An 18,302-nucleotide genomic window follows, 5' to 3' on the forward strand; every position below is an offset into this window, starting at 1 on the left:
TTCTTCAAACAACAGCGACTTCATGGACTGAACGAGTAGAAGCATAAAACAAGAATAGAAGAATCCCCTTTTGTTAAGAAGACACTCAGGGTTTTCTGACAAAGGATTCTGAAAATAGAAACTACAACCATAGATGGTAAATACACTTTCTATGGTTTGTTTACTTAAGAAAAATGGATCAAAGGAGAATAGAATGAAAGCATACACAGAGCGTGTATTTGGAAATCATGAGGGCAAGGATGTCTTGGCCTATCGCTTTGAGACTGACAGCGGCTACCAGCTAGAGATTATGACTTATGGTGCGACCATTTTGCGCTATGTAACGCCTGACAAGGCTGGAAATTTTGCCAATGTTATCTTGGGCTTTGATGATTTTGCTAGCTATGTAGGCAATAGTCCCAAACATGGAGCAAGTGTGGGGCCAGTAGCAGGCCGTATCGCAGGTGCGACATTTGAGCTCAATGGCAAGACCTATGACCTTGAAGTTAATAATGCTAGCAACTGTAACCACAGTGGTTCAACTGGTTGGGATTCGAGCTTGTTTGAATTAGTTGAGGTGAGCGACCATGGCTTGACCCTCTACACAGAGCGTACAGACGGGACAGGAGGGTTTCCTGGTAACCTCAAAATCTGGATTAGTTATCACTTGGAAGAAACTGGTGCCTCTGAAATCAGCTACAAGGTAACAACAGATCAGGATACGCTTGTCAATCCAACTAATCACAGCTACTTCAACTTGTCTGGTGATTTCACACAGACAATTGACCGCCATGTCTTCCAGCTAAATACGGAGGGCATTTACCCAATCGCTCCCGACGGTGTTCCGGCCAAAACTCCAGATGCCAATCGTGACGTAGTAAAACACATCTACAATGGTGCTTTGCTCAAGGATATCTTTGCAGAAGAAGATGAGCAAATCCAGCTGGTATCTGGTTTGGATCACCCATTTGCCCTCCCTGCAGGCCATGACAATGCTGGTTTCCTTTATGACCAAAACTCAGGTCGTTTCCTGCTTTTCAAGACAGAGGCTCCTTGCTTTGTGGTCTACACAGCAAACTTTGTGGATGAGAGTGTCGTCATAGGAGGCCAGCCAATGGTACAGCACAATGGGATTGCCCTTGAAGCGCAAGCTTTACCAGATGCCATTCACAGTGACCTCAAAGACCAAGTCATTCTCAAAGCGGGGCAAACCTTTACCAGCAAAACTCGCTACGAGCTCGTTGTTAAATAAAAAGAAGAGCTGGTTTCCAGTTCTTTTGAGTTGTCTTCGTTGACATTTTATCTCAATAGTGTATAATGGATGTAATTAATAAAGTTACAACAAAAAGGAGACACCCTATGACTTATGCATACCAAAGCCACATTTACCTAGCAGAGGCGGTTTTAAATGTCAAGGATTTGACGAGTCAAACGGCTTTTTATCACCAGATTATTGGCTTAGAGATTTTATCTCAAACAGAGACAGAAGCGATTTTGGGACTTGGCAGAAAAGCCTTGGTCCACTTGATTCAGACAGAAAAAGCTGGGGAAGTAAGGGAGCATTATGGGCTCTACCATCTAGCGATTTTATTGCCGACACGAAAAGCCTTGGCAGATGTCCTGAAACACTTAAGTGATTTGCGCATTCCTCTGGTCGGAGGAGCGGATCATGGATACAGTGAGGCCCTTTATCTGGAAGATTTGGAAGGAAATGGCATTGAACTCTACCGTGATAAACCAGTTTCTTCATGGGATATTCGAGAAGACGGACGCATTATCGGTGTGACAGAGGCCCTTGCGGCTCAGGATATCTATGAGTTAGGGGAAAAGGTAGATCCCTTTATCCTAGCTGAAGGGACGAGAATGGGGCATATCCATCTATCGGTTAAGGATAGTCGCGCGGCGAGTCAGTTTTATCAAAAGGTGTTAGGGCTAGAGGATAAATTTAGCATCCCTAGTGCTAGTTGGATTGCAGCTGGGGACTACCACCATCACTTAGCAGTCAATGAATGGGGAGGAAAAAATCTGGCTCCACGTAAGGCAGGCATGCCTGGCTTGGCCTACTACGTCCTTGAGGTCGAAAGCAAGGAAGAACTCTTAGCCATCGTTCAGCAAGCGCAAGAGGTAGAAGCAACAATCAAGTGGATACATTCGAGTGAGTTGGATCTTGTAGATCCAGACGGCATTGTGACCCGCATTCGCTTGGAACGATGAGACGAGGAAAACATATCATATATTTTAGAGACATAGAAAAAGGCGGACAAGCTCGCATTCTGTTTTTAGAACGCGGACTTGTTCGCTTTTTATGGAATAATAAAGAGTGAAACCATTATAGCCAAACTGTAAAGGTAATCACCTGTTTTTTGTAGCTGACAAAGATTTTTCCTCTAAACAAGCTGACGAGGTGCTGAGCCATGGAGAGGCCTATTCCATGGCCAGATATAGTTTGGTTATTGTGAGAGGTCTCCGCACGATAAAAGCGGTCAAAGAAACGTTTAATATTAGCTGCTTGCCCATCCTTATAATCATTAGAAATAGTGATACAAGTGTGTTTGTGTAGTAGATAATTTTTTCGTTGAAGCGTCAAGCGAATCGTTCCAGCGGGGTCGCAGTATTTGCGGGCATTGTCAAGAAGAATGCTAAGAAGCTCATAAAATTCCTCTTGGGCTACTTTTTCTACAACATCTGCTTCAATAGAACTTTCAAATTTTTTATCTTCTTTGGTAAAGAGAGGAGCAAAATCTGAGGCAACCTTTTCAGCGATGACGGAGATATTTTGAGGAGCTAGTTTGATATCCTCTTGCTCCTCGAGCCGAGCAAGTCGGATCAGTCTTCCAATCAGATGGTTAAGACGCTCTGTCTGTTCCTTAGTGCTGATACTCCACTCAGTCTCACCCTCTATTAACTCCTGTAGTTCGGTATTGGCCGAAATAATAGCTAGAGGTGTTTTGAGTTCGTGTCCTGCATTGGTGATAAACATCCGTTGCTTTTCATAGTTTTTGACGAAGGGACGAATGACAATCCCTGAAATCAAGGTGAAGAGTAGTATGAGGAGGAGTAAGCTAGCTAAGGCTAGCCAGATAGAAACTTGAAGTAGGGTACTGCGTTCCCGGATATAGTAAGTCGTTTCAAAGAAGACCAGCAGTTTCCCAGTCGTAGAGTGGCTCACTTGGTAGGTAAAATAACGCCCCTTATGAGTAATAGTGCCATAAGTTTCCTGCTTTTTGAGGACATTGGGGAGAAAACTTTTGACCTCATCCTCAGTTAAGGATTGAACATTTGTGAGAGAGATGGCGTAGTCATTTTCCTTTTCTCTGACGGAGAAGTATTGGAAATTATAGACGATTCCTTCCTGGATATTTTTCTCAGTCAGACTTTCTTTGACTTCGTCAGTAATAGGAAGTTCCCCCTCATTCTTGGTTAAGATAGAGAGAACAGTGTGAATGTTGTCCTCAGTCTGAGTGTAGACGATACTATTCATCAAAACTAGAAAGAAGGTTAGAATCAGAGTGATGGCAAGAGTAGCCGTTGCGATAAATTTGATACGAAGCTTTCGAAACATCTAGTCACCTCCTGTTAATTGGAAGGGGCCTTCTGCCGGCCCAAGTATCTGTAAGCTAGACTGGACACTTTGGAGTTTTTGGCGTAGGTAGGAAATATAGAGAAAAACGAGCTCGTGATCACTTTCTTCCAACTCATCTGGCCAGACCTGTTCTAGTAGTTGTTGACAACTGAGGGCTTGGTTAGCATACTGGATGAGGAGGGTCAAGAGTTGAGTCTCTTTCTTTCCTAGGCGAATGCTGTTTGTAGCAGCTAATTCTTGTTCGTCAATGTCTAAGCGGGTGTTGCCTAATTGGACGGTATCGGGTGTATAGTCCTCCAGACGGCGGGCAGTAGAACGGAGTCTAGCCAATAGTTCCTTGAGAGAGAAGGGTTTGGTTAAGTAGTCGTCGGCACCTGCATCGAGTCCGGTTACACGGTCATCTACTTCCGCCATGGCTGTCAACATGATAACGTGGGTCGTATTGCCCAACTGGCGAATTTCTTTGAGGGCTTCTATTCCTGTCTTAATCGGCATCATGATGTCAAAAATCATGAGGTGATAGTGGTTAGTTGTAGCCTTTTCGACAGCATCTTGTCCGTTAAAAACAGAATCAACGCTATAGCCTTCGCGTTCTAAAGCAACAGTGATGACGCGGTTTAGTTGAGCTTCGTCTTCGGCAAGTAGGATTTTCATAGGTTCTCCTTAGTCTTGGTCAGATCGCTGAATCAAATCACGGATGGTCTGCATAGTCAAGTCGCATGAAGCAAGCTCATCGGCACAACGTTTGAGCTCGCGCGTGATTCGCTCAGGATTTTGGATATTTTTCTTATACTTCATCTGGTGTTCAAGGCTGGCCCAAGAGTCCATAGCAATCGTACGCAGTTGAATCTCGATAAAATAGGTACCCTGGTCATTTCCCAGACAGTCTGGGTAGGGAGTGGTCACCTCTAGAATCAGATGATAGGAACGGTAGCCGTTGGGTTTGACCTGACGGATATAGTCTTTCTCTTTGAAAATATGGATGCTTGACATCTGGCGAATATACTCTACTATGCGGTAGATATCATCTGTAAAGCCCGTGATGATTCGGACACCGATAGCATCACGGATTTCCTTGAGGGCAGACTGACTGGTTAGGGGGAGTCCTTTGCGTTGGCATTTTTCGCGCATGCTTTCCTCGGTTTTAATTCGTGCGTGCAAGTGTTCATATAGCTTGAGGGAAGTCTCTTGTTTGTAGTTTGTAGCAGCTTTTTCTATATCTTGGACAAAGGTTTGCAAGATAGTCGGTAAATAGGATTCGTAGCCACCATAGATAGAATTCATAAGTAAGTCCATTCTGAACATTTTTTTACTATTATATCATGAAAACACGGATTGGGTTCCTATAAAAACAGATAGGATGAGAATTTTGACAAAGAACCTTATTCGAGATATAATGAAGAAAAATCGAGCAAGGAAAAAGAAATGACAAACTCAAAGTATATAACACGCCTGAAACGTTCAGAGGGCCAGTTGCGTGGGATTCAAAAGATGATTGAAGAAGATCGTGACTGCGCTGATATTGTGACCCAGTTGACAGCAGTGAAATCTAGTGTTGAGCGCGTGATTGAGATGATGATTACCGAAAATCTCACCGCCTGCATCAACCAACCACTAGACGACCCTGAAGCTCAAAAAGAACGCTTAGAAAAGGCTGTTCAGTACCTAATCAAACGAAAATAGTAGTTCTCTATGTGATAGAACAAGATAAGAAAGTAAATCACAGGAGGGGAAAGATGACAAAAGAAGAACGAACTCAAAAGTGGTTTGTTAAGATTCCCCAAGCAGAAAAAATTCCCTTGGCAAGTAAGATTGACATGTGCAAGAGAGTGTCCCAGAAAATGCTGGTGGTTTTTCTACTACTCTTGGCTGGAGAAGGAGCTCTGCTCTGTTTGACCAATCAGGGTGGACTCATTGATTCTTTAGCTGAGGTCTTAAATCAAGCTTCCCAAGGGGCTCCAACGGTCAATCACTATAAAGGTCTGGCCTTGCTAGGGATTTTGCTTTGTCTACCAGGCCTAGTCTTACCTCTGGCCCTTATTCATCTACTGAAGGGGAAATGGTTGCAGGCGGAAGTCGATAAGATGTTAGCGGATGGGACTTCTAGCATCTTTGCGCCAGACTATCTAGTCGAAGATGCCGGGGATGATTGGCACATGATGTCAGAAAAACTCTTCTCGGATTGGGTCTTGGATAATGGTGAGCAAGAGTTAAGAAACTTTAGTCTTGAGGATGTGAAGAGCCAACTGTTAGAACTTAGTAAAGGTTCCAAGGACTTTGTCATTTTAATCCCCGACCAGCTCATCAAACTTGAGCAAGGTCACTTGGTGTCTGATTTTGTCCAGGTTTGTTATGAAGAAGATACAAAAGGTTTTTGTCTGGATGTGAGTATCGCTGACCCAGCCAGTCTCAATGAAAATGTCATCTATGGGACAACTGACTTGCGCCTAGAAAAAGTTCTTGCCATGCTTCAAGAGTTTCTAGAGCAGAGAAGGGTGCCAGATTATACAAATTGGGATATTGTTGTTGATATGCGCGAGAACCAAACAAGTGAGATGGAAACCTATCTAGAAATTGCTGGAATCTTAACAGATGATAGAGAAGTATTAGCGCGTTTAAAGGCTTGTTTTGAAAATCCACAAAGGTATTTCCAAGAAAATGAAGACCGCTACGATGAGCGTTGTATCGACTTAGAAGATGGCCAAGAGACACTCAGATGGATTGGTCTTGTTGATGAGTTGCTAGAAAGCAAGAGCCTGGTTGAGTTAGATTGGAAGTCAGATATGGAAGAATTTTTCTATCAGCTAGAGCCCTTGGCCCAGAAACAGGGTCTACATTTAAACCAAGCTTGGCTAGAAGAAGATGGGGACATTTCCCTCTGGGCTAGAACTCTGGATCAAAAGTGGCAGTCTCAAGGCTTCTGCTTGGCTGCAATGGATATTAACAGCGATAGTTATGTGTTATTTATCTGCAAGAGGGATATTCTGGAAAAATTAGTCACCCTGAGTCACACGATCAATCAGCGTTTTGACTATGCAAAAAATATGTAATTGCTAGTGTATTTCAAGGAGGGAGTTCAAGATGACTTTTGCTATGCCCATCGGGCAAGTCGCGGATATATCTTGTAGCTACGCGGTGGAAAGAAAATATGGGCTTGCTGGCTGGAAATCATGACCATCCTAGCAGTTGGAGTCCCGTCTAAGATAACTTGTATGAAAATTAAAGAAACCTAGAGAGGCTTAGATGGAAATTGGAAGAAAATCCATCTTTATAGTATAATTAAAGGTAGTAAGACAAGTTAAAGGAGGCCAGCAAATGGAAGCATACGAAAAAGTAGTAGAAATGCTAAATGGGCTAGATATTCCCTTTGAAATCGTGGAGCACGAGCCAGCCTTGACAACAGAGCAAGCGGATAGCTTTATCGAAGGGATCGAAGGTGTCCGTACCAAGACCATGTTTCTCACAAACAAAAAGAAAACAGCCTATTATCTCGTGATTATGGATGATAAAAAGCGTTTGGACATGGATCTTTTGAAAGACGTGGTAGGAGCCAATAGAATCCGTATGGCTTCCTCTGAGAGCTTGTTTGAAAAAATGATGTTACCAGCAGGTGTTGTCTCTCCATTTGGCTTGCTCAACAATACTGACAAGGGCATTCAGGTTTATTTTGACAAAGAAATCATGTCTGAAAAACGGATGAGTTTTCACCCCAATACCAATGAAAAAACGCTTTTCTTGGACACGACAGACATACTCAAATTCCTAGAAGCTATTGGTTATGAGGCTCATATCATCGAGTTATAAAGATTAAAAAACCGATTAAGTTCATCTTAATCGGTTTTTTGCTTATTCTACCTCACCGGGCCAAGCATTCATACCACCTTCTACATTGGTAACGGTGAGGCCTTGAGCTCTGAGAAATTGACAGGCAGAGGCAGAACGCACTCCACCTTGACAGATGACATGGTATTCATGGTCAGGTTTGAGTTCTTTGTAGCCTTGCTCCAAGGTACTTAACGGAAGATTTTTGGCACCTGGTGCATGTCCTGCTTGGAATTCATGTACTTCACGGACATCGATAAGATCTAGATTTTCATGTTGATATTTTTCATAAAAGTCAGCCATGCTGATATCAGTTACCATATTCTACTCCTTCTGGGTTAGCCATTTTGTATAGTGAATAAGCGCCGTCAAGGTTTTGGACGGTAAATCCTGCTTGCTTGAGGATACGCTCTGCGATATAGTTGCGCAAACCACTGTGGCAGCTAACGATGTAGGCTTGGTTCTTGTCTAGTTCATCCAAGCGTTCCCGTAGTTCGTTTAGGGGGATGTGGATGGTATCGACTTTGAGTCGACCACTTTGGAATTCGCCACTTGTCCGTACATCTAGGAACTTTTTCCCCTTAGCCAGTTCGCCTTCGAGCTGGTACCATTGAATATTGTCGCTGAGACCTTCGATAAGGTTCAAGGCTGCGTAGCCCAGCATATTGACGGGATCCTTGGCAGAACCAAAAGGTGGCGCATAGGTAAACTCTAACTCTGGTAAGTCAAAGACGGTGAGATTTCCCTTGATGGCAGTAGCTAGGATATCGATTCGCTTGTCAACACCTTTCTTTCCAACTCCTTGGGCACCATAGATTTTTCCAGTGGTTGGTTCGAAGAGGAGCTTCAAGGTCATATCAGTAGCGCCTGGATAATAACCGGCGTGGTCTTTTCCGCTGACATGAAGTGCCTTGTAAGGGAGTTGATTCATGCGAAGAATGCGTTCGCTGAGACCAGTCGAAGCAGCTGTCATATCAAAGGCACGAACGATTGCAGTGCCGATACTGCCCTTATTTGTACGACCGAGTCCTGCGATGACGTCCGCCACTTGGCGTCCCTGACGATTGGCAGGAGAAGCGAGAGAGATGAGAGCATCTTGACCCGTAATCTCTTGCTTGACGACGATGGCATCCCCAACTGCAAAAATGTCTTTTTGACTGGTTTCATAATGTTCATCGACCAGAATTCCACCACGAAGTCCCAGTTCAATCCCCGCAGCTTTAGCCAGTCCATTTTCAGGCTCAACACCGACAGAAAGGATGGTCAAGTCAGAAGCGATCTTTTGCCCGTTTTCGAGAACGATGACTTTTCCTTGCTCTTCAAATCGAGTTGCAGACTGGGAAGTGATAACGTGGATGCCGTTTTTGACCAATTCTGCTTGGACAAAGGCCGCCATTTCCTGATCTAATGGTGGCAAGACATGCGGTGCTTTCTCCACGATGGTGACTTGCAATCCCCGTTTCGCCAGATTTTCAGCCATTTCAAGCCCGATAAAGCCTGCACCGATGACGACAGCTTCTTTTGGATGATTGTCCAAGGCCGCCACAATCTCATCGAGATCAGGAACATTGCGAAGCGTGTAGGCATTCTTAGCTTCTGCCAAACCTTCAATGGCAGGAATAAACGGTCTAGCTCCTGGAGAGAGGATCAGCTTGTCGTAGCTTTCCGTGAATTCCTGTTCATCGTGCCGCACCGTCACAGTGTGTTCTTCTGGTGAAATCTGGATGACCTCATGGAAAGGACGAACATCCAGATTAAAGCGTGCTTTGAGACTTTCAGGAGTTTGGACCAATAAACTATCACGGTTTGCAATCTCTCCTGAAACATAGTAAGGAAGTCCGCAGTTTGCAAAGGAAACAAAGGGACCTTTTTCAAAAATAGTGATTTTAGCGTCTTCCATGAGACGTCTGAGGCGGGTTGCTGCTGACATACCGCCTGCAACTCCCCCGACAATGATAATTTTCATTGATTTTCTCCTTTATGCTTCTAGATGACCTTACCTGTCCAAGCGCTCATACCGCCTCGGACATTGATGACATCGTAACCTTTTTTCTTTAGCTTCTTCGCAGCCAGTTTGCTTCGTACACCAGAATGACAAATGACATAAAGTGTTTCTTTTGTCGCAGGTGTGTAAGAACCGATTTCTGTTAAAGGAACATTCTTGGCGTTTTTGATATGACCTCTATGGAATTCCGTAGGTGTCCGAACATCCAGTAGCTGAATCGGTTCCTTAAGTTTAGCTTCTAACTCGCTGGTAGAAATACTGTCAATTTTTGTAAATAAGTGAAACATAGGCACCTCCAACATACCCTTATGGGGTATATTAAACCATGAAGTCAATCTTTTGTCAAGCAAGTTGTTTTGACTTGGGAGGGGATTGATTTCGAGAGTCTAGAAAGCAGGCTATTCTTGACCTTTCAAAGGCTTTTTGATATGATGGGTCCAAAGTAAGTATGAGGTGTTAAGATGACCAGTGAATACCAGAAAATGATAGCAGGGGAGCCTTACCGTCCGTCGGATCCAGAATTACGGGCTTTGGCGCAGGCTTCTCGCCAAAAACAGGCTGCCTTTAACAAGGAAGAAGATCCCTTGAAGGGAGCGAATATTATCAAGACTTGGTTTGGTTCAACTGGGCAAAATCTCTATGTCAATCCACGCTTGGTGGTTGATTATGGGGTCAATATTCATCTGGGGGAAAATTTTTATTCTAATTGGAATTTGACCATGTTGGATGTTTGTCCGATTCGCATCGGGGACAACGCCATGCTTGGCCCCAACTGTCAGTTTTTAACCCCACTCCACCCACTGGATCCGGATGAACGCAATTCAGGGGTCGAATACGGCAAGCCCATCACCATCGGAGATAATTTCTGGGCTGGAGGTGGTGTCATTGTCCTTCCTGGGGTGACACTGGGTAATAATGTCGTCGCTGGAGCAGGGGCCGTGATTACCAAGTCCTTTGGAGACAATGTCGTCCTAGCTGGCAATCCTGCGCGTGTGATTAAGGAAATACCTGTGAAAGAAAATCATGACCACCCGTCAAACGGGTGGTTTGTACCAGGGCTATAAGCCAAAATTACCATCCAGCGCCTAAAGACGCTGGCTCTCACGTTGCTCAAGCCTTATTGCTCTTGACTCGTCACTTGCCTCTCAAAGAGGCTTTAGTATTACTTACCACTATCCCTAAAGGGATTCTCATATTCTTTTACACTTAATTTATCTAGTGCTATATCATGCTTTACTAGTTCTCAAATTTTCATACTCGTGAAGAAATCATCCACTGGATAATTTCTTTACTCTTGAATATATTTCTTAATTGTGGCTTCATTAAGCCCTACTGTACTTACATAATAACCTTCCGCACAGAAATACCGATTCCCAAACTTGTACTTGAGATTAGCGTGTTTGTCAAACATCATGAGTGCACTTTTTCCTTTTAAATAACCCATGAAACTCAAAACACTTATCCTTAGTGGAATACTTACTAACATATGTACATGGTCTGGCATTAAGTGCCCCTCGATAATTTCAACTATTTTATAACTACACAAGCGATGAAATATTTCCTCTAAACTACTTCGATATTGATTATAGATGACTTTTCGTCTATACTTACAGTGCCACTTTGTGTGCGATAAACTATGAGCCTTTTGTGCCATATTTTTCTCCTTTCGCTTTACAATTGGCTTGAACACCTTTATTGTATCGCGTTCGAAGTTTTTTTGGTATAACTTTCGACGCGCACCCGCATAGCGGGTGGTTTATTTGTCTCGCACCTAGTAGAGCGAGACGGACTAATAGTCACATAATTAAAAAGAACAGCTGGGCTGTTCTTTTTGTAATCTTTATCTTAGTCTTATAGATTTTTCTTCTTTTTGGCTTTCTTGGTCAAGGAGACATCGCACTGAGGAATCTTGCTTGTCAAGTAGCTCGTCAGTTGAAAGTCGTCTACTTGAGTATGGAGATCGACTTCGTAGACTGTCTGCAAGGATTCACCAGCGTTACTGGTATCTACCGAGATGAGGTCAGACTCGGTGCAAAATTGATCCAGCGCGCTCTGGATAGTATCTAGACGGCCTTCATCATTGGGAAGTGTGATGGTCAAGAGTCTACGACGTTGGTGATTGCTCTTGCTCTGTTGTTTTTCCAAAAGAAGCCAAATACCTAGGATAAAGGCTGTGAAGAGAACAGCTAAGAGAAGGTAGCCTGTCCCGACCGCCAGACCGATAATCATGGCTAGAAAGATAGCGATTAACTCTCGCGAACCACTCGTAGCAGAACGGAAACGAATAAGACTAAAGGTCCCTGCCACTGCAATCGATGTTCCAAGACTGCCGTTGACGAGGAAGATGACTAGTGTCATCAAACAAGGTAAGAGGGTCAAACTAACGACAAATTCACGTGTGTAAAGGGTTCGTTGCTTGTAGGACCAGCTGAGTGCCAAGCCTAGAAAAAGGCTGACGACAAGGGCGAGTAGGAGTTGAATGGGGTCAGCAGTGGCGGTTGCGTTATTGAAAACAGAGTTAAATAGGTTGGACATAAGTGTTACCTACACTTTCTTCGATTGCTTGTGGGGCATAGGCCAGTCCTTGAGATTTATGGTAGGCACAGGAGTATTTGGAGAATTTTTGCTCTACCAGACCATACTTATCAAGGATATCCTGTAGCCATTGAGGTTTATCACCAGGCGCCTTGATTTCCATGATGACCAGTTCGTCTTCTAAGAGAGGAAGTCCTTCCTTGTCTGCGAATAGGCTGACATCTTTATCGCGATAGGTCAGGTTTCGGTCAAGAGTGACACGAATTTTCTGGTAGGGGAATCCTGGGATTTTCTTTTTTTCTTTTAGTGAAAAACGGTCATAAGAGATATAGATACGTGGTTTGAGAGCTTCACTGTAGCGTTGACGGATTTTTTGCACCTCTGCTACCAGAAAGCTATCTTTGATCAGGTCTCCTCCCCAACCCTTGGTGATGAGCTGGGTGATGGTATTTGACTGGGCTAGGACGCGGTGTTTATGGCCGACACCGGCATCGTCTTTGGACTTGATTTCTAGAAAGGCGGGGCTGTCAGCGCTTGGTTGCGCGAGGTAGGTCCGCATACGGATTTTTTCCTTCTTATGCTGATCCTGCAAGGAGTCTTGGATGAGCTGAAAATCTTCTGTATCAAAGTAGATATTTGAAATGGTTGAAGTTGGATAATCGTCCTCAATGAGGTAGTCTTTCAAATCTTCTATTAAATCGTGTAAGTCTGTTTTAGAGACCACGTACTTGGTTTCAATCCGTTCGAAGCTTGTTTCTAGGGGTTTCATAAGCAATTTCTCCTTTAGATAAACCATAGATTAAACAAGGTAAACTTGCTTGGAACAAGTCTAGAGGACATTTCTAAAAGTTTTATTAAGTGAAACTTAACTGAAACTGAATTTAAGGAAACTTTCAGAAAAGTTTTAGTTTTATTTCAGTAATCTTCTGTAGACTGTCAACTATATCATACGAAGGAGAGGAAAAAGGTATGAAATCAAAAAAATGGGTCCTACTCGCAACGAGTTTAACGGCAATGGTGCTGATGGCAGCATGTGCCCAGTCAACAACTACATCCAATACCAATGCAACGACAAATAATGCAACAACTTCAACAAAGGCAAATCAAACTTCCCATTTTACAGAAAAGGACTATGATACTTCTTATGATGAAAGCACAGCTTCTAAGATTGAGCTAGCTGGCTCATCTGCAAATGTTTCTGGAGATGGGGTAACAGTATCTGGTTCAACAGTGACCATCACAAAATCTGGCACCTATGTAATTTCAGGTCAGTCTGACGGAGTTCAGATCAAGGTCGAGGCAGATAAGTCGGCAGATGTTCACCTAGTCCTAAAAGGTGTCACCATGACCAATACCAATGCAGCGATATCTGCGACATCGGCTGGCCATGTCTACCTGACTCTGGCAGAGGGAACCACCAACAGTCTCTCTGACTCAAGCTCGAACAGTGACGAAAAAGCCGACGCAGCTCTCTTTTCTAAGGTGGATTTGACCATCAACGGGAAAGGAACTCTTAATGTAGAAGGAAAGAAAAATAATGGTATTAAAGCTAACGACACCCTCCATATCACGGGTGGAACCTATAACATCACAGCAGTTGGCGATGCCTTTAATGTCAATGATGAACTCAACATCACTGGTACGACCATGACCATCGATGCTAAAGAAGATGGGGTCAAGGTGGACAATGATGAAGATACTTCGGTCGGAACCATGTACCTATCCAACAACAACATCACCGTTACAGCAGGGGATGATGGCATCCACGCTTCTGGAGACCTCGTCATTGATAGTGGGACCTACACCGTCAAAAATTCGACAGAAGGACTTGAAGGTAAGTCAATCACTATCAACGGTGGGGACATTACCATCTATTCAACGGACGATGGTGTCAATGCAGCCAACAAAAATGCCCAACAAAGTGAAATCTTCTTCACCATGAACGGTGGAAATCTGACAGTAGAAGTTGGTCAAGGGGATACAGACCCAATCGACTCAAACGGAAATATCACTGTCACAGGTGGAACCATTAAAATGACTGGTCAAACAGGTTTTGACTTTGATGGAACTGCGACCTACACAGGTGGAGATATCTACCTCAACGGTGAAAAACAAACGGAAATCGTCAATTCTATGCCTGGAGGCGGTGGACCAAATGGAGGCCCTCAAGGCGGCGGTCCTCAAGGTGGTGGTCCAGCCCCTGGCGGACAAGGATAAGCAAAATTCTCCTTTCTCGAGAGAGAAGGGAGAATTTTGTGTTGTTACTAGAGGAAATGTAAAGACAACTCCTTGACACTCCGTCAGCTTTTGATACAATAGTACAAAATTAGAGGAGGTGGGCTATGATTCAGAAACATGCGATTCCCATTTTAGAGTTTGATGACAATCCCCAGGCGGTCCTTATGCCAACACATGAGGGATTGGACTTAAAGTTGCCAAAGAAGTGTATCTATGCATTTTTGGAGGAGGAGATTGACCGTTATGCTCAGGAAGTAGGGGCGAACTGTGTTGGTGAGTTCGTTTCTGCCACCAAAACCTATCCAGTCTATGTTATCAACTACAAGGATGAGGAGATTTGTCTGGCCCAGGCGCCCGTGGGTTCTGCTCCAGCGGCCCAGTTTATGGATTGGTTGATTGGCTATGGTGTGGAGCAAATCATTTCCACTGGTACTTGTGGAGTCCTAGCTGATATAGAGGAAAATGCCTTTCTCGTCCCTGTTCGCGCTCTGCGAGATGAGGGAACCAGCTACCACTATGTAGCGCCTTCTCGTTATATGGAGATGCAGATTGAGGCGATCTCTGCCATTGAGCAAGTCTTGGAACAAAGAGGCATTCCTTACGAGGAGGTCATGACCTGGACGACAGATGGTTTTTATCGAGAGACAGCTGAAAAGGTTGCCTATCGCAAGGAAGAAGGCTGCTCTGTTGTGGAGATGGAGTGCTCTGCTCTTGCGGCAGTAGCCCAACTACGTGGTGTTGTCTGGGGGGAATTGCTCTTTACCGCAGATTCCTTAGCGGATCTAGATAACTACGATAGTCGTGACTGGGGCTCAGAAGCTTTTGATAGGGCACTCGAACTCTGTCTTGCCATTTTGCACCACATGTGAGTGTTCTTACTGTTTTTATGGTAGAATGTAGCTATGTTATTCAAATCTTTTTTAGAAAAAATCAAGACGACACTGGGACGGTTATCGCCAGCCCGTCGCATCTTTTTAAGTTTTGCCCTGGTGATCCTCCTGGGCTCGCTCCTTTTAAGCCTTCCCTTTGTGCAATCAGGAACGTCACAAGCGACCTACTTTGACCATCTCTTTACGACGGTGTCCATGGTCTGTGTGACAGGGCTCTTCACCCAGTCGGTGGCCTCTACTTACAATATCTGGGGTCAGTTGATTTGTATGATCTTGATCCAGATCGGTGGTTTGGGGCTCATGACCTTTCTCGGAATCTTTTATATACAAGGCAAGCAAAAGCTCAGTCTTCGTGGCCGTGAGACCATTCAAGAAAGTTTTAGTTATGGGGAAACTCAGTCTCTAAAGGACTTTATCCGCTCGATCTTTCTGACGACTTTTCTGGTGGAAGGACTCGGTGCCTTTCTCTTGAGTTTCCGCTTTATTCCTGAATTTGGCTGGGGACGAGGGATTTTAACCTCTATCTTTTTGGCTATTTCAGCTTTCTGCAATGCTGGATTTGATAATTTTGGAAGTACGAGTTTGCTAGCCTTTCAAACGGACCCCTTGATCAATCTAGTGATTGCAGGATTGATTATCACAGGTGGGCTAGGATTTATGGTCTGGTTTGATTTAGCGACCCAGTTTGGAAAAAAGAAAAAACGGCGCCTTCGCTTCCATACCAAGCTGGTCCTCTTTTTAACGGCGGGAATTTTACTCTTTGGAACAGTATCGACTCTCTTAATTGAGTGGAACAATCCTGGGACGATTGGGAATCTCAGCGCTCCAGAAAAACTGCTGGTTAGCTTTTTCCAGACCGTCAGCATGAGAACGGCAGGCTTTGCTTCCATTGACTACACCCAGGCTCGACCAATTACCTTACTGATCTACATCTTGCAGATGTTCCTGGGCGGGGCGCCTGGAGGGACAGCAGGGGGACTCAAGATTACGACCTTCTTTGTCTTGTTAGCCTTCGCTCGTAGTGAACTATTGGGCTTGCCTCATGCCAATGTGGCTCGGAGGACCATTGAACCCCGAACCGTGCAAAAATCTTTCAGTGTCTTTATTATCTTCTTGCTGACCTTCTTACTGGGCTTGATTCTATTAGGGGTAACCGCAGAAGGAAATCCGCGCTTTATCTATCTCATGTTTGAGACCATTTCAGCACTTGCTACTGTTGGGGTAACGGCAAATTTAACGCCGGAGTTAGGTAAGTTAGCCCTCAGTATCGTTATGTTGCTGATGTTTATCGGCCGTATTGGTCCCTTGACACTACTGGTCAGTGTAGCGGAATACCAGCCAGATAAGAAAGATACGATTCACTATATGAAAGCAGATATCACCATTGGGTAAGAAAGGAAGAACGATGTCAGATCGGACAATTGGAATTTTAGGCTTGGGAATTTTTGGGAGTAGTGTTTTGGCTGCCCTTGCCAAGCATCATATGAATATCATTGCTATTGATGACCACGAGGAGCGTATCAATCAATTTGAACCGGTGTTAACGCGTGGAGTAGTTGGAGATATCACGGATGAAGAACTCCTTCTATCAGCGGGGATTGACACCTGTGATACCGTAGTCGTCGCAACGGGTGAAAATCTAGAGTCCAGTGTTCTCGCGGTTATGCACTGCAAGAGTCTAGGAGTGCCGACTGTCATTGCCAAGGTCAAAAGCCATACAGCTAAAAAAGTTCTAGAAAAAATCGGTGCGGACGCAGTCATCTCTCCAGAGTTTGAAATGGGGCGCTCATTAGCGCAGACAATCCTCTTTCATAACAGCGTGGACGTCTTTCAGCTGGATAAGAATGTTTCGATTGTCGAGATGAAAATCCCCCAATCGTGGACTGGTAAAAGCCTCAGTCAGTTGGATTTACGTGGACGATACAACCTCAACGTACTAGGTTTTCGTGCCTATGAAAATGCTCCTCTGGATGTTCAATTTGGACCCAATGACCTCTTGCAGCCAGACACCTACATCATGGCAGTCATTAATAATCAACATTTGGATACGCTAGCAGAGCTGAGTGAGTAGGAAAGGAAGGGCTACTCTCTTTCCCAATAATTAACGAGTCAATATAAGTATTTTATAAGAGGGATTTAAGAAAAATTTTAACTTTTTCTTAATCCTTTTTAATTTTAGGAGATTATACTAGAGTCATCAAAAAAAAAGAAAACTCTAAGGAGAATCCTATGAAATTCAATCCAAATCAGAGATATACTCGTTGGTCTATTCGCCGTCTCAGTGTCGGTGTTGCTTCAGTTGTTGTGGCTAGTGGCTTCTTTGTCCTAGTTGGTCAACCAAGTTCTGCGCGTGCTGATGTCGTCAATCCGACTCCTGCCCAAGTCGTGCCAGACGCTGCTTTGGTGAGTGAAAAGAGCGACTTACCAGCAGAGGTTCTCAAAAAAGCAGTCGATGTAGCTCTTCTTTCAGAACAGTCTGTTCCAACACCTAAAGCAAGTGTGGATACGACAAGCTCTTCAGAAAAAGCGGACGAAACTGCTAAAGAGCCTGTAGTAGCGCCAAAAGAAGAAGTGCAAGCACAACCTGACTCTAAGAAACAAACAGAAGATGCAGTTAAATCTGTGGAAAGTCCTGCATCTACAGTTTCTGGACAAGACCGTGAAGCCAGTGAAGCGCAACCAGCGACCACTCTAGCTGAAGTACAAAAAGGTGTGGCTGACAACACTAAAGACACAGTAGATGTCCCAGCTAGCTACCTTGACAAAGCCAATTTCCCAGGTCCATTTACAGCCGGTGTCAACCAAGTCATTCCATATGAAGCTTTTGGTGGCGATGGCATGTTGACTCGCCTGATCTTGAAAGCATCTGATAAGGCTCCATGGTCAGACAACGGTTCGGCTAAAAATCCCGCTCTCCCACCAGTAGAAAAATTGGGCAAAGGTCTCTACTTCTATGAAGTGGATTTAGCAGGCACCCAAGGAAAATCAGATAAAGAGTTGCTTGATCTCTTAAAACAAAACGGTACGCAAAGCTATAAAGCTACTATCAAGGTGTACGGTGCAAAAGACGGCAAGCCTGACTTAACTAATCTGGTAGCGACTAAAGATTTGACTGTTAATTTGAATGGCTTGACCACTCCAGCTGAAGTACAAAAAGGTGTGGCTGACAACACCAAAGACACAGTAGACGTCCCAGCTAGCTACCTTGACAAAGCTAATTTCCCAGGTCCATTTACAGCCGGTGTCAACC

General features: G+C 44.2%; 19 protein-coding genes and 1 pseudogene. 11 read left to right on the plus strand and 9 right to left on the minus strand.

Translation table 11 applies throughout. From position 1 onward, the window contains the following. Positions 1–193: 193 nt before the first annotated feature. Positions 194–1,231, plus strand: coding sequence for an aldose epimerase family protein (locus HMPREF9184_RS01440; protein ID WP_000649404.1), 1,038 nt, complete (start codon positions 194–196; stop codon positions 1,229–1,231). 107 nt (positions 1,232–1,338) lie between these two features. Further along, complete coding sequence (locus tag HMPREF9184_RS01445; RefSeq protein WP_000220453.1) at positions 1,339–2,193, plus strand: VOC family protein; 855 nt, start codon at positions 1,339–1,341, stop codon at positions 2,191–2,193. A gap of 115 nt (positions 2,194–2,308) precedes the next feature. Here HMPREF9184_RS01445 and HMPREF9184_RS01450 read toward each other — a convergent pair whose 3' ends face one another. Genes HMPREF9184_RS01450 through HMPREF9184_RS01460 form a run of 3 tightly spaced genes read right to left on the minus strand, consistent with a single transcriptional unit; the run spans position 2,309 to position 4,846 of the window. After that, positions 2,309–3,541, minus strand: a complete 1,233-nt coding sequence (locus tag HMPREF9184_RS01450; RefSeq protein ID WP_000488864.1) for a sensor histidine kinase — start codon at positions 3,539–3,541, stop codon at positions 2,309–2,311. Next, the gene (locus HMPREF9184_RS01455) at positions 3,542–4,216 is read right to left on the minus strand and encodes a response regulator transcription factor (protein ID WP_000698150.1); all 675 of its coding nucleotides are present in this window, start codon (positions 4,214–4,216) and stop codon (positions 3,542–3,544) included. It lies immediately after the preceding gene. Positions 4,217–4,225: 9 nt separating this feature from the next. Further along, entirely contained in the window at positions 4,226–4,846 is a 621-nt protein-coding gene (locus HMPREF9184_RS01460) for a GTP pyrophosphokinase (RefSeq protein ID WP_033585904.1), read from the minus strand. A 141-nt stretch (positions 4,847–4,987) separates the two neighbouring features. On the opposite strand from HMPREF9184_RS01460, the gene HMPREF9184_RS01465 reads away from it, so the two are divergent. The 3 genes from HMPREF9184_RS01465 (at position 4,988) to HMPREF9184_RS01475 (ending at position 7,366) form a co-directional block, all read left to right on the plus strand. Further along, positions 4,988–5,245 (plus strand): metal-sensitive transcriptional regulator, encoded by a 258-nt coding sequence (locus HMPREF9184_RS01465; RefSeq protein ID WP_000185162.1) that lies wholly within the window; start codon positions 4,988–4,990, stop codon positions 5,243–5,245. A gap of 53 nt (positions 5,246–5,298) precedes the next feature. Next, positions 5,299–6,612 (plus strand): DUF6630 family protein, encoded by a 1,314-nt coding sequence (locus tag HMPREF9184_RS01470; RefSeq protein WP_000159364.1) that lies wholly within the window; start codon positions 5,299–5,301, stop codon positions 6,610–6,612. Positions 6,613–6,877: 265 nt separating this feature from the next. Continuing rightward, positions 6,878–7,366, plus strand: coding sequence for a prolyl-tRNA synthetase associated domain-containing protein (locus tag HMPREF9184_RS01475; protein ID WP_000388669.1), 489 nt, complete (start codon positions 6,878–6,880; stop codon positions 7,364–7,366). Positions 7,367–7,408: 42 nt separating this feature from the next. Here the strand turns inward: HMPREF9184_RS01475 and HMPREF9184_RS01480 are convergent, their stop codons facing one another. Genes HMPREF9184_RS01480 through HMPREF9184_RS01490 form a run of 3 tightly spaced genes read right to left on the minus strand, consistent with a single transcriptional unit; the run spans position 7,409 to position 9,676 of the window. Then, entirely contained in the window at positions 7,409–7,705 is a 297-nt protein-coding gene (locus HMPREF9184_RS01480) for a rhodanese-like domain-containing protein (protein ID WP_000255648.1), read from the minus strand. Beyond that, positions 7,695–9,350: an FAD-dependent oxidoreductase gene (locus HMPREF9184_RS01485; RefSeq protein ID WP_000691456.1), complete on the minus strand. Its 1,656-nt coding sequence runs from the start codon at positions 9,348–9,350 to the stop codon at positions 7,695–7,697. The genes HMPREF9184_RS01480 and HMPREF9184_RS01485 overlap by 11 nt, the downstream gene beginning before the upstream one ends. Before the next feature lie 20 nt (positions 9,351–9,370). Then, the gene (locus HMPREF9184_RS01490) at positions 9,371–9,676 is read right to left on the minus strand and encodes a rhodanese-like domain-containing protein (protein WP_000468858.1); all 306 of its coding nucleotides are present in this window, start codon (positions 9,674–9,676) and stop codon (positions 9,371–9,373) included. Positions 9,677–9,850: 174 nt separating this feature from the next. On the opposite strand from HMPREF9184_RS01490, the gene HMPREF9184_RS01495 reads away from it, so the two are divergent. Continuing rightward, positions 9,851–10,453, plus strand: coding sequence for a sugar O-acetyltransferase (locus HMPREF9184_RS01495; RefSeq protein ID WP_000200254.1), 603 nt, complete (start codon positions 9,851–9,853; stop codon positions 10,451–10,453). 227 nt (positions 10,454–10,680) lie between these two features. On the opposite strand, the pseudogene tnpA reads toward HMPREF9184_RS01495, so the two are convergent. The 3 genes and pseudogenes from tnpA to HMPREF9184_RS01510 form a co-directional block, all read right to left on the minus strand. Then, positions 10,681–11,043, minus strand: a pseudogene (tnpA, locus tag HMPREF9184_RS01500) (IS200/IS605 family transposase); the annotation flags it as partial. 197 nt (positions 11,044–11,240) lie between these two features. Beyond that, positions 11,241–11,924: a DUF4956 domain-containing protein gene (locus HMPREF9184_RS01505; protein WP_000067209.1), complete on the minus strand. Its 684-nt coding sequence runs from the start codon at positions 11,922–11,924 to the stop codon at positions 11,241–11,243. After that, positions 11,908–12,693 (minus strand): polyphosphate polymerase domain-containing protein, encoded by a 786-nt coding sequence (locus HMPREF9184_RS01510; RefSeq protein ID WP_000803022.1) that lies wholly within the window; start codon positions 12,691–12,693, stop codon positions 11,908–11,910. Before HMPREF9184_RS01510 ends, HMPREF9184_RS01505 begins: the two co-directional genes overlap by 17 nt. A 200-nt stretch (positions 12,694–12,893) precedes the next feature. On the opposite strand from HMPREF9184_RS01510, the gene HMPREF9184_RS01515 reads away from it, so the two are divergent. From HMPREF9184_RS01515 to HMPREF9184_RS09865, 5 genes are all read left to right on the plus strand, one after another. Further along, positions 12,894–14,141, plus strand: a complete 1,248-nt coding sequence (locus HMPREF9184_RS01515) for a carbohydrate-binding domain-containing protein (protein ID WP_000837427.1) — start codon at positions 12,894–12,896, stop codon at positions 14,139–14,141. Between the two features lie 125 nt (positions 14,142–14,266). Then, positions 14,267–15,031 (plus strand): nucleoside phosphorylase, encoded by a 765-nt coding sequence (locus HMPREF9184_RS01520; protein ID WP_000615026.1) that lies wholly within the window; start codon positions 14,267–14,269, stop codon positions 15,029–15,031. A gap of 33 nt (positions 15,032–15,064) precedes the next feature. Beyond that, positions 15,065–16,444: a TrkH family potassium uptake protein gene (locus HMPREF9184_RS01525; protein ID WP_000897931.1), complete on the plus strand. Its 1,380-nt coding sequence runs from the start codon at positions 15,065–15,067 to the stop codon at positions 16,442–16,444. A gap of 13 nt (positions 16,445–16,457) precedes the next feature. Beyond that, a complete protein-coding gene (locus HMPREF9184_RS01530; RefSeq protein WP_001283892.1) occupies positions 16,458–17,123 on the plus strand; it encodes a potassium channel family protein in 666 nt (221 codons plus the stop codon). A gap of 158 nt (positions 17,124–17,281) precedes the next feature. Further along, positions 17,282–18,302, plus strand: a 1,021-nt coding sequence (locus tag HMPREF9184_RS09865; RefSeq protein ID WP_009444122.1) for an SSURE domain-containing protein, incomplete at its 3' end; no start/stop codon positions are given.

Origin of the sequence: Streptococcus sp. oral taxon 058 str. F0407 (assembly GCF_000235485.1) — a bacterium.
Lineage (GTDB): Bacteria > Bacillota > Bacilli > Lactobacillales > Streptococcaceae > Streptococcus.

Bases quoted from the DNA above. Each gene is read 5' to 3' on its own strand.
- HMPREF9184_RS01450 (WP_000488864.1), bottom strand. From the start codon at position 3,541: ATGTTTCGAAAGCTTCGTATCAAATTTATCGCAACGGCTACTCTTGCC.
- HMPREF9184_RS01495 (WP_000200254.1), top strand. From the start codon at position 9,851: ATGACCAGTGAATACCAGAAAATGATAGCAGGGGAGCCTTACCGTCCG.
- HMPREF9184_RS01505 (WP_000067209.1), bottom strand. From the start codon at position 11,924: ATGTCCAACCTATTTAACTCTGTTTTCAATAACGCAACCGCCACTGCT.
- HMPREF9184_RS01445 (WP_000220453.1), top strand. From the start codon at position 1,339: ATGACTTATGCATACCAAAGCCACATTTACCTAGCAGAGGCGGTTTTA.
- HMPREF9184_RS01485 (WP_000691456.1), bottom strand. From the start codon at position 9,350: ATGAAAATTATCATTGTCGGGGGAGTTGCAGGCGGTATGTCAGCAGCA.
- HMPREF9184_RS01480 (WP_000255648.1), bottom strand. From the start codon at position 7,705: ATGGTAACTGATATCAGCATGGCTGACTTTTATGAAAAATATCAACAT.
- HMPREF9184_RS01530 (WP_001283892.1), top strand. From the start codon at position 16,458: ATGTCAGATCGGACAATTGGAATTTTAGGCTTGGGAATTTTTGGGAGT.
- HMPREF9184_RS01440 (WP_000649404.1), top strand. From the start codon at position 194: ATGAAAGCATACACAGAGCGTGTATTTGGAAATCATGAGGGCAAGGAT.
- HMPREF9184_RS01470 (WP_000159364.1), top strand. From the start codon at position 5,299: ATGACAAAAGAAGAACGAACTCAAAAGTGGTTTGTTAAGATTCCCCAA.
- HMPREF9184_RS01475 (WP_000388669.1), top strand. From the start codon at position 6,878: ATGGAAGCATACGAAAAAGTAGTAGAAATGCTAAATGGGCTAGATATT.
- HMPREF9184_RS01525 (WP_000897931.1), top strand. From the start codon at position 15,065: ATGTTATTCAAATCTTTTTTAGAAAAAATCAAGACGACACTGGGACGG.
- HMPREF9184_RS01510 (WP_000803022.1), bottom strand. From the start codon at position 12,693: ATGAAACCCCTAGAAACAAGCTTCGAACGGATTGAAACCAAGTACGTG.
- HMPREF9184_RS01520 (WP_000615026.1), top strand. From the start codon at position 14,267: ATGATTCAGAAACATGCGATTCCCATTTTAGAGTTTGATGACAATCCC.
- HMPREF9184_RS01455 (WP_000698150.1), bottom strand. From the start codon at position 4,216: ATGAAAATCCTACTTGCCGAAGACGAAGCTCAACTAAACCGCGTCATC.
- HMPREF9184_RS01465 (WP_000185162.1), top strand. From the start codon at position 4,988: ATGACAAACTCAAAGTATATAACACGCCTGAAACGTTCAGAGGGCCAG.
- HMPREF9184_RS01515 (WP_000837427.1), top strand. From the start codon at position 12,894: ATGAAATCAAAAAAATGGGTCCTACTCGCAACGAGTTTAACGGCAATG.
- HMPREF9184_RS01460 (WP_033585904.1), bottom strand. From the start codon at position 4,846: ATGAATTCTATCTATGGTGGCTACGAATCCTATTTACCGACTATCTTG.
- HMPREF9184_RS01490 (WP_000468858.1), bottom strand. From the start codon at position 9,676: ATGTTTCACTTATTTACAAAAATTGACAGTATTTCTACCAGCGAGTTA.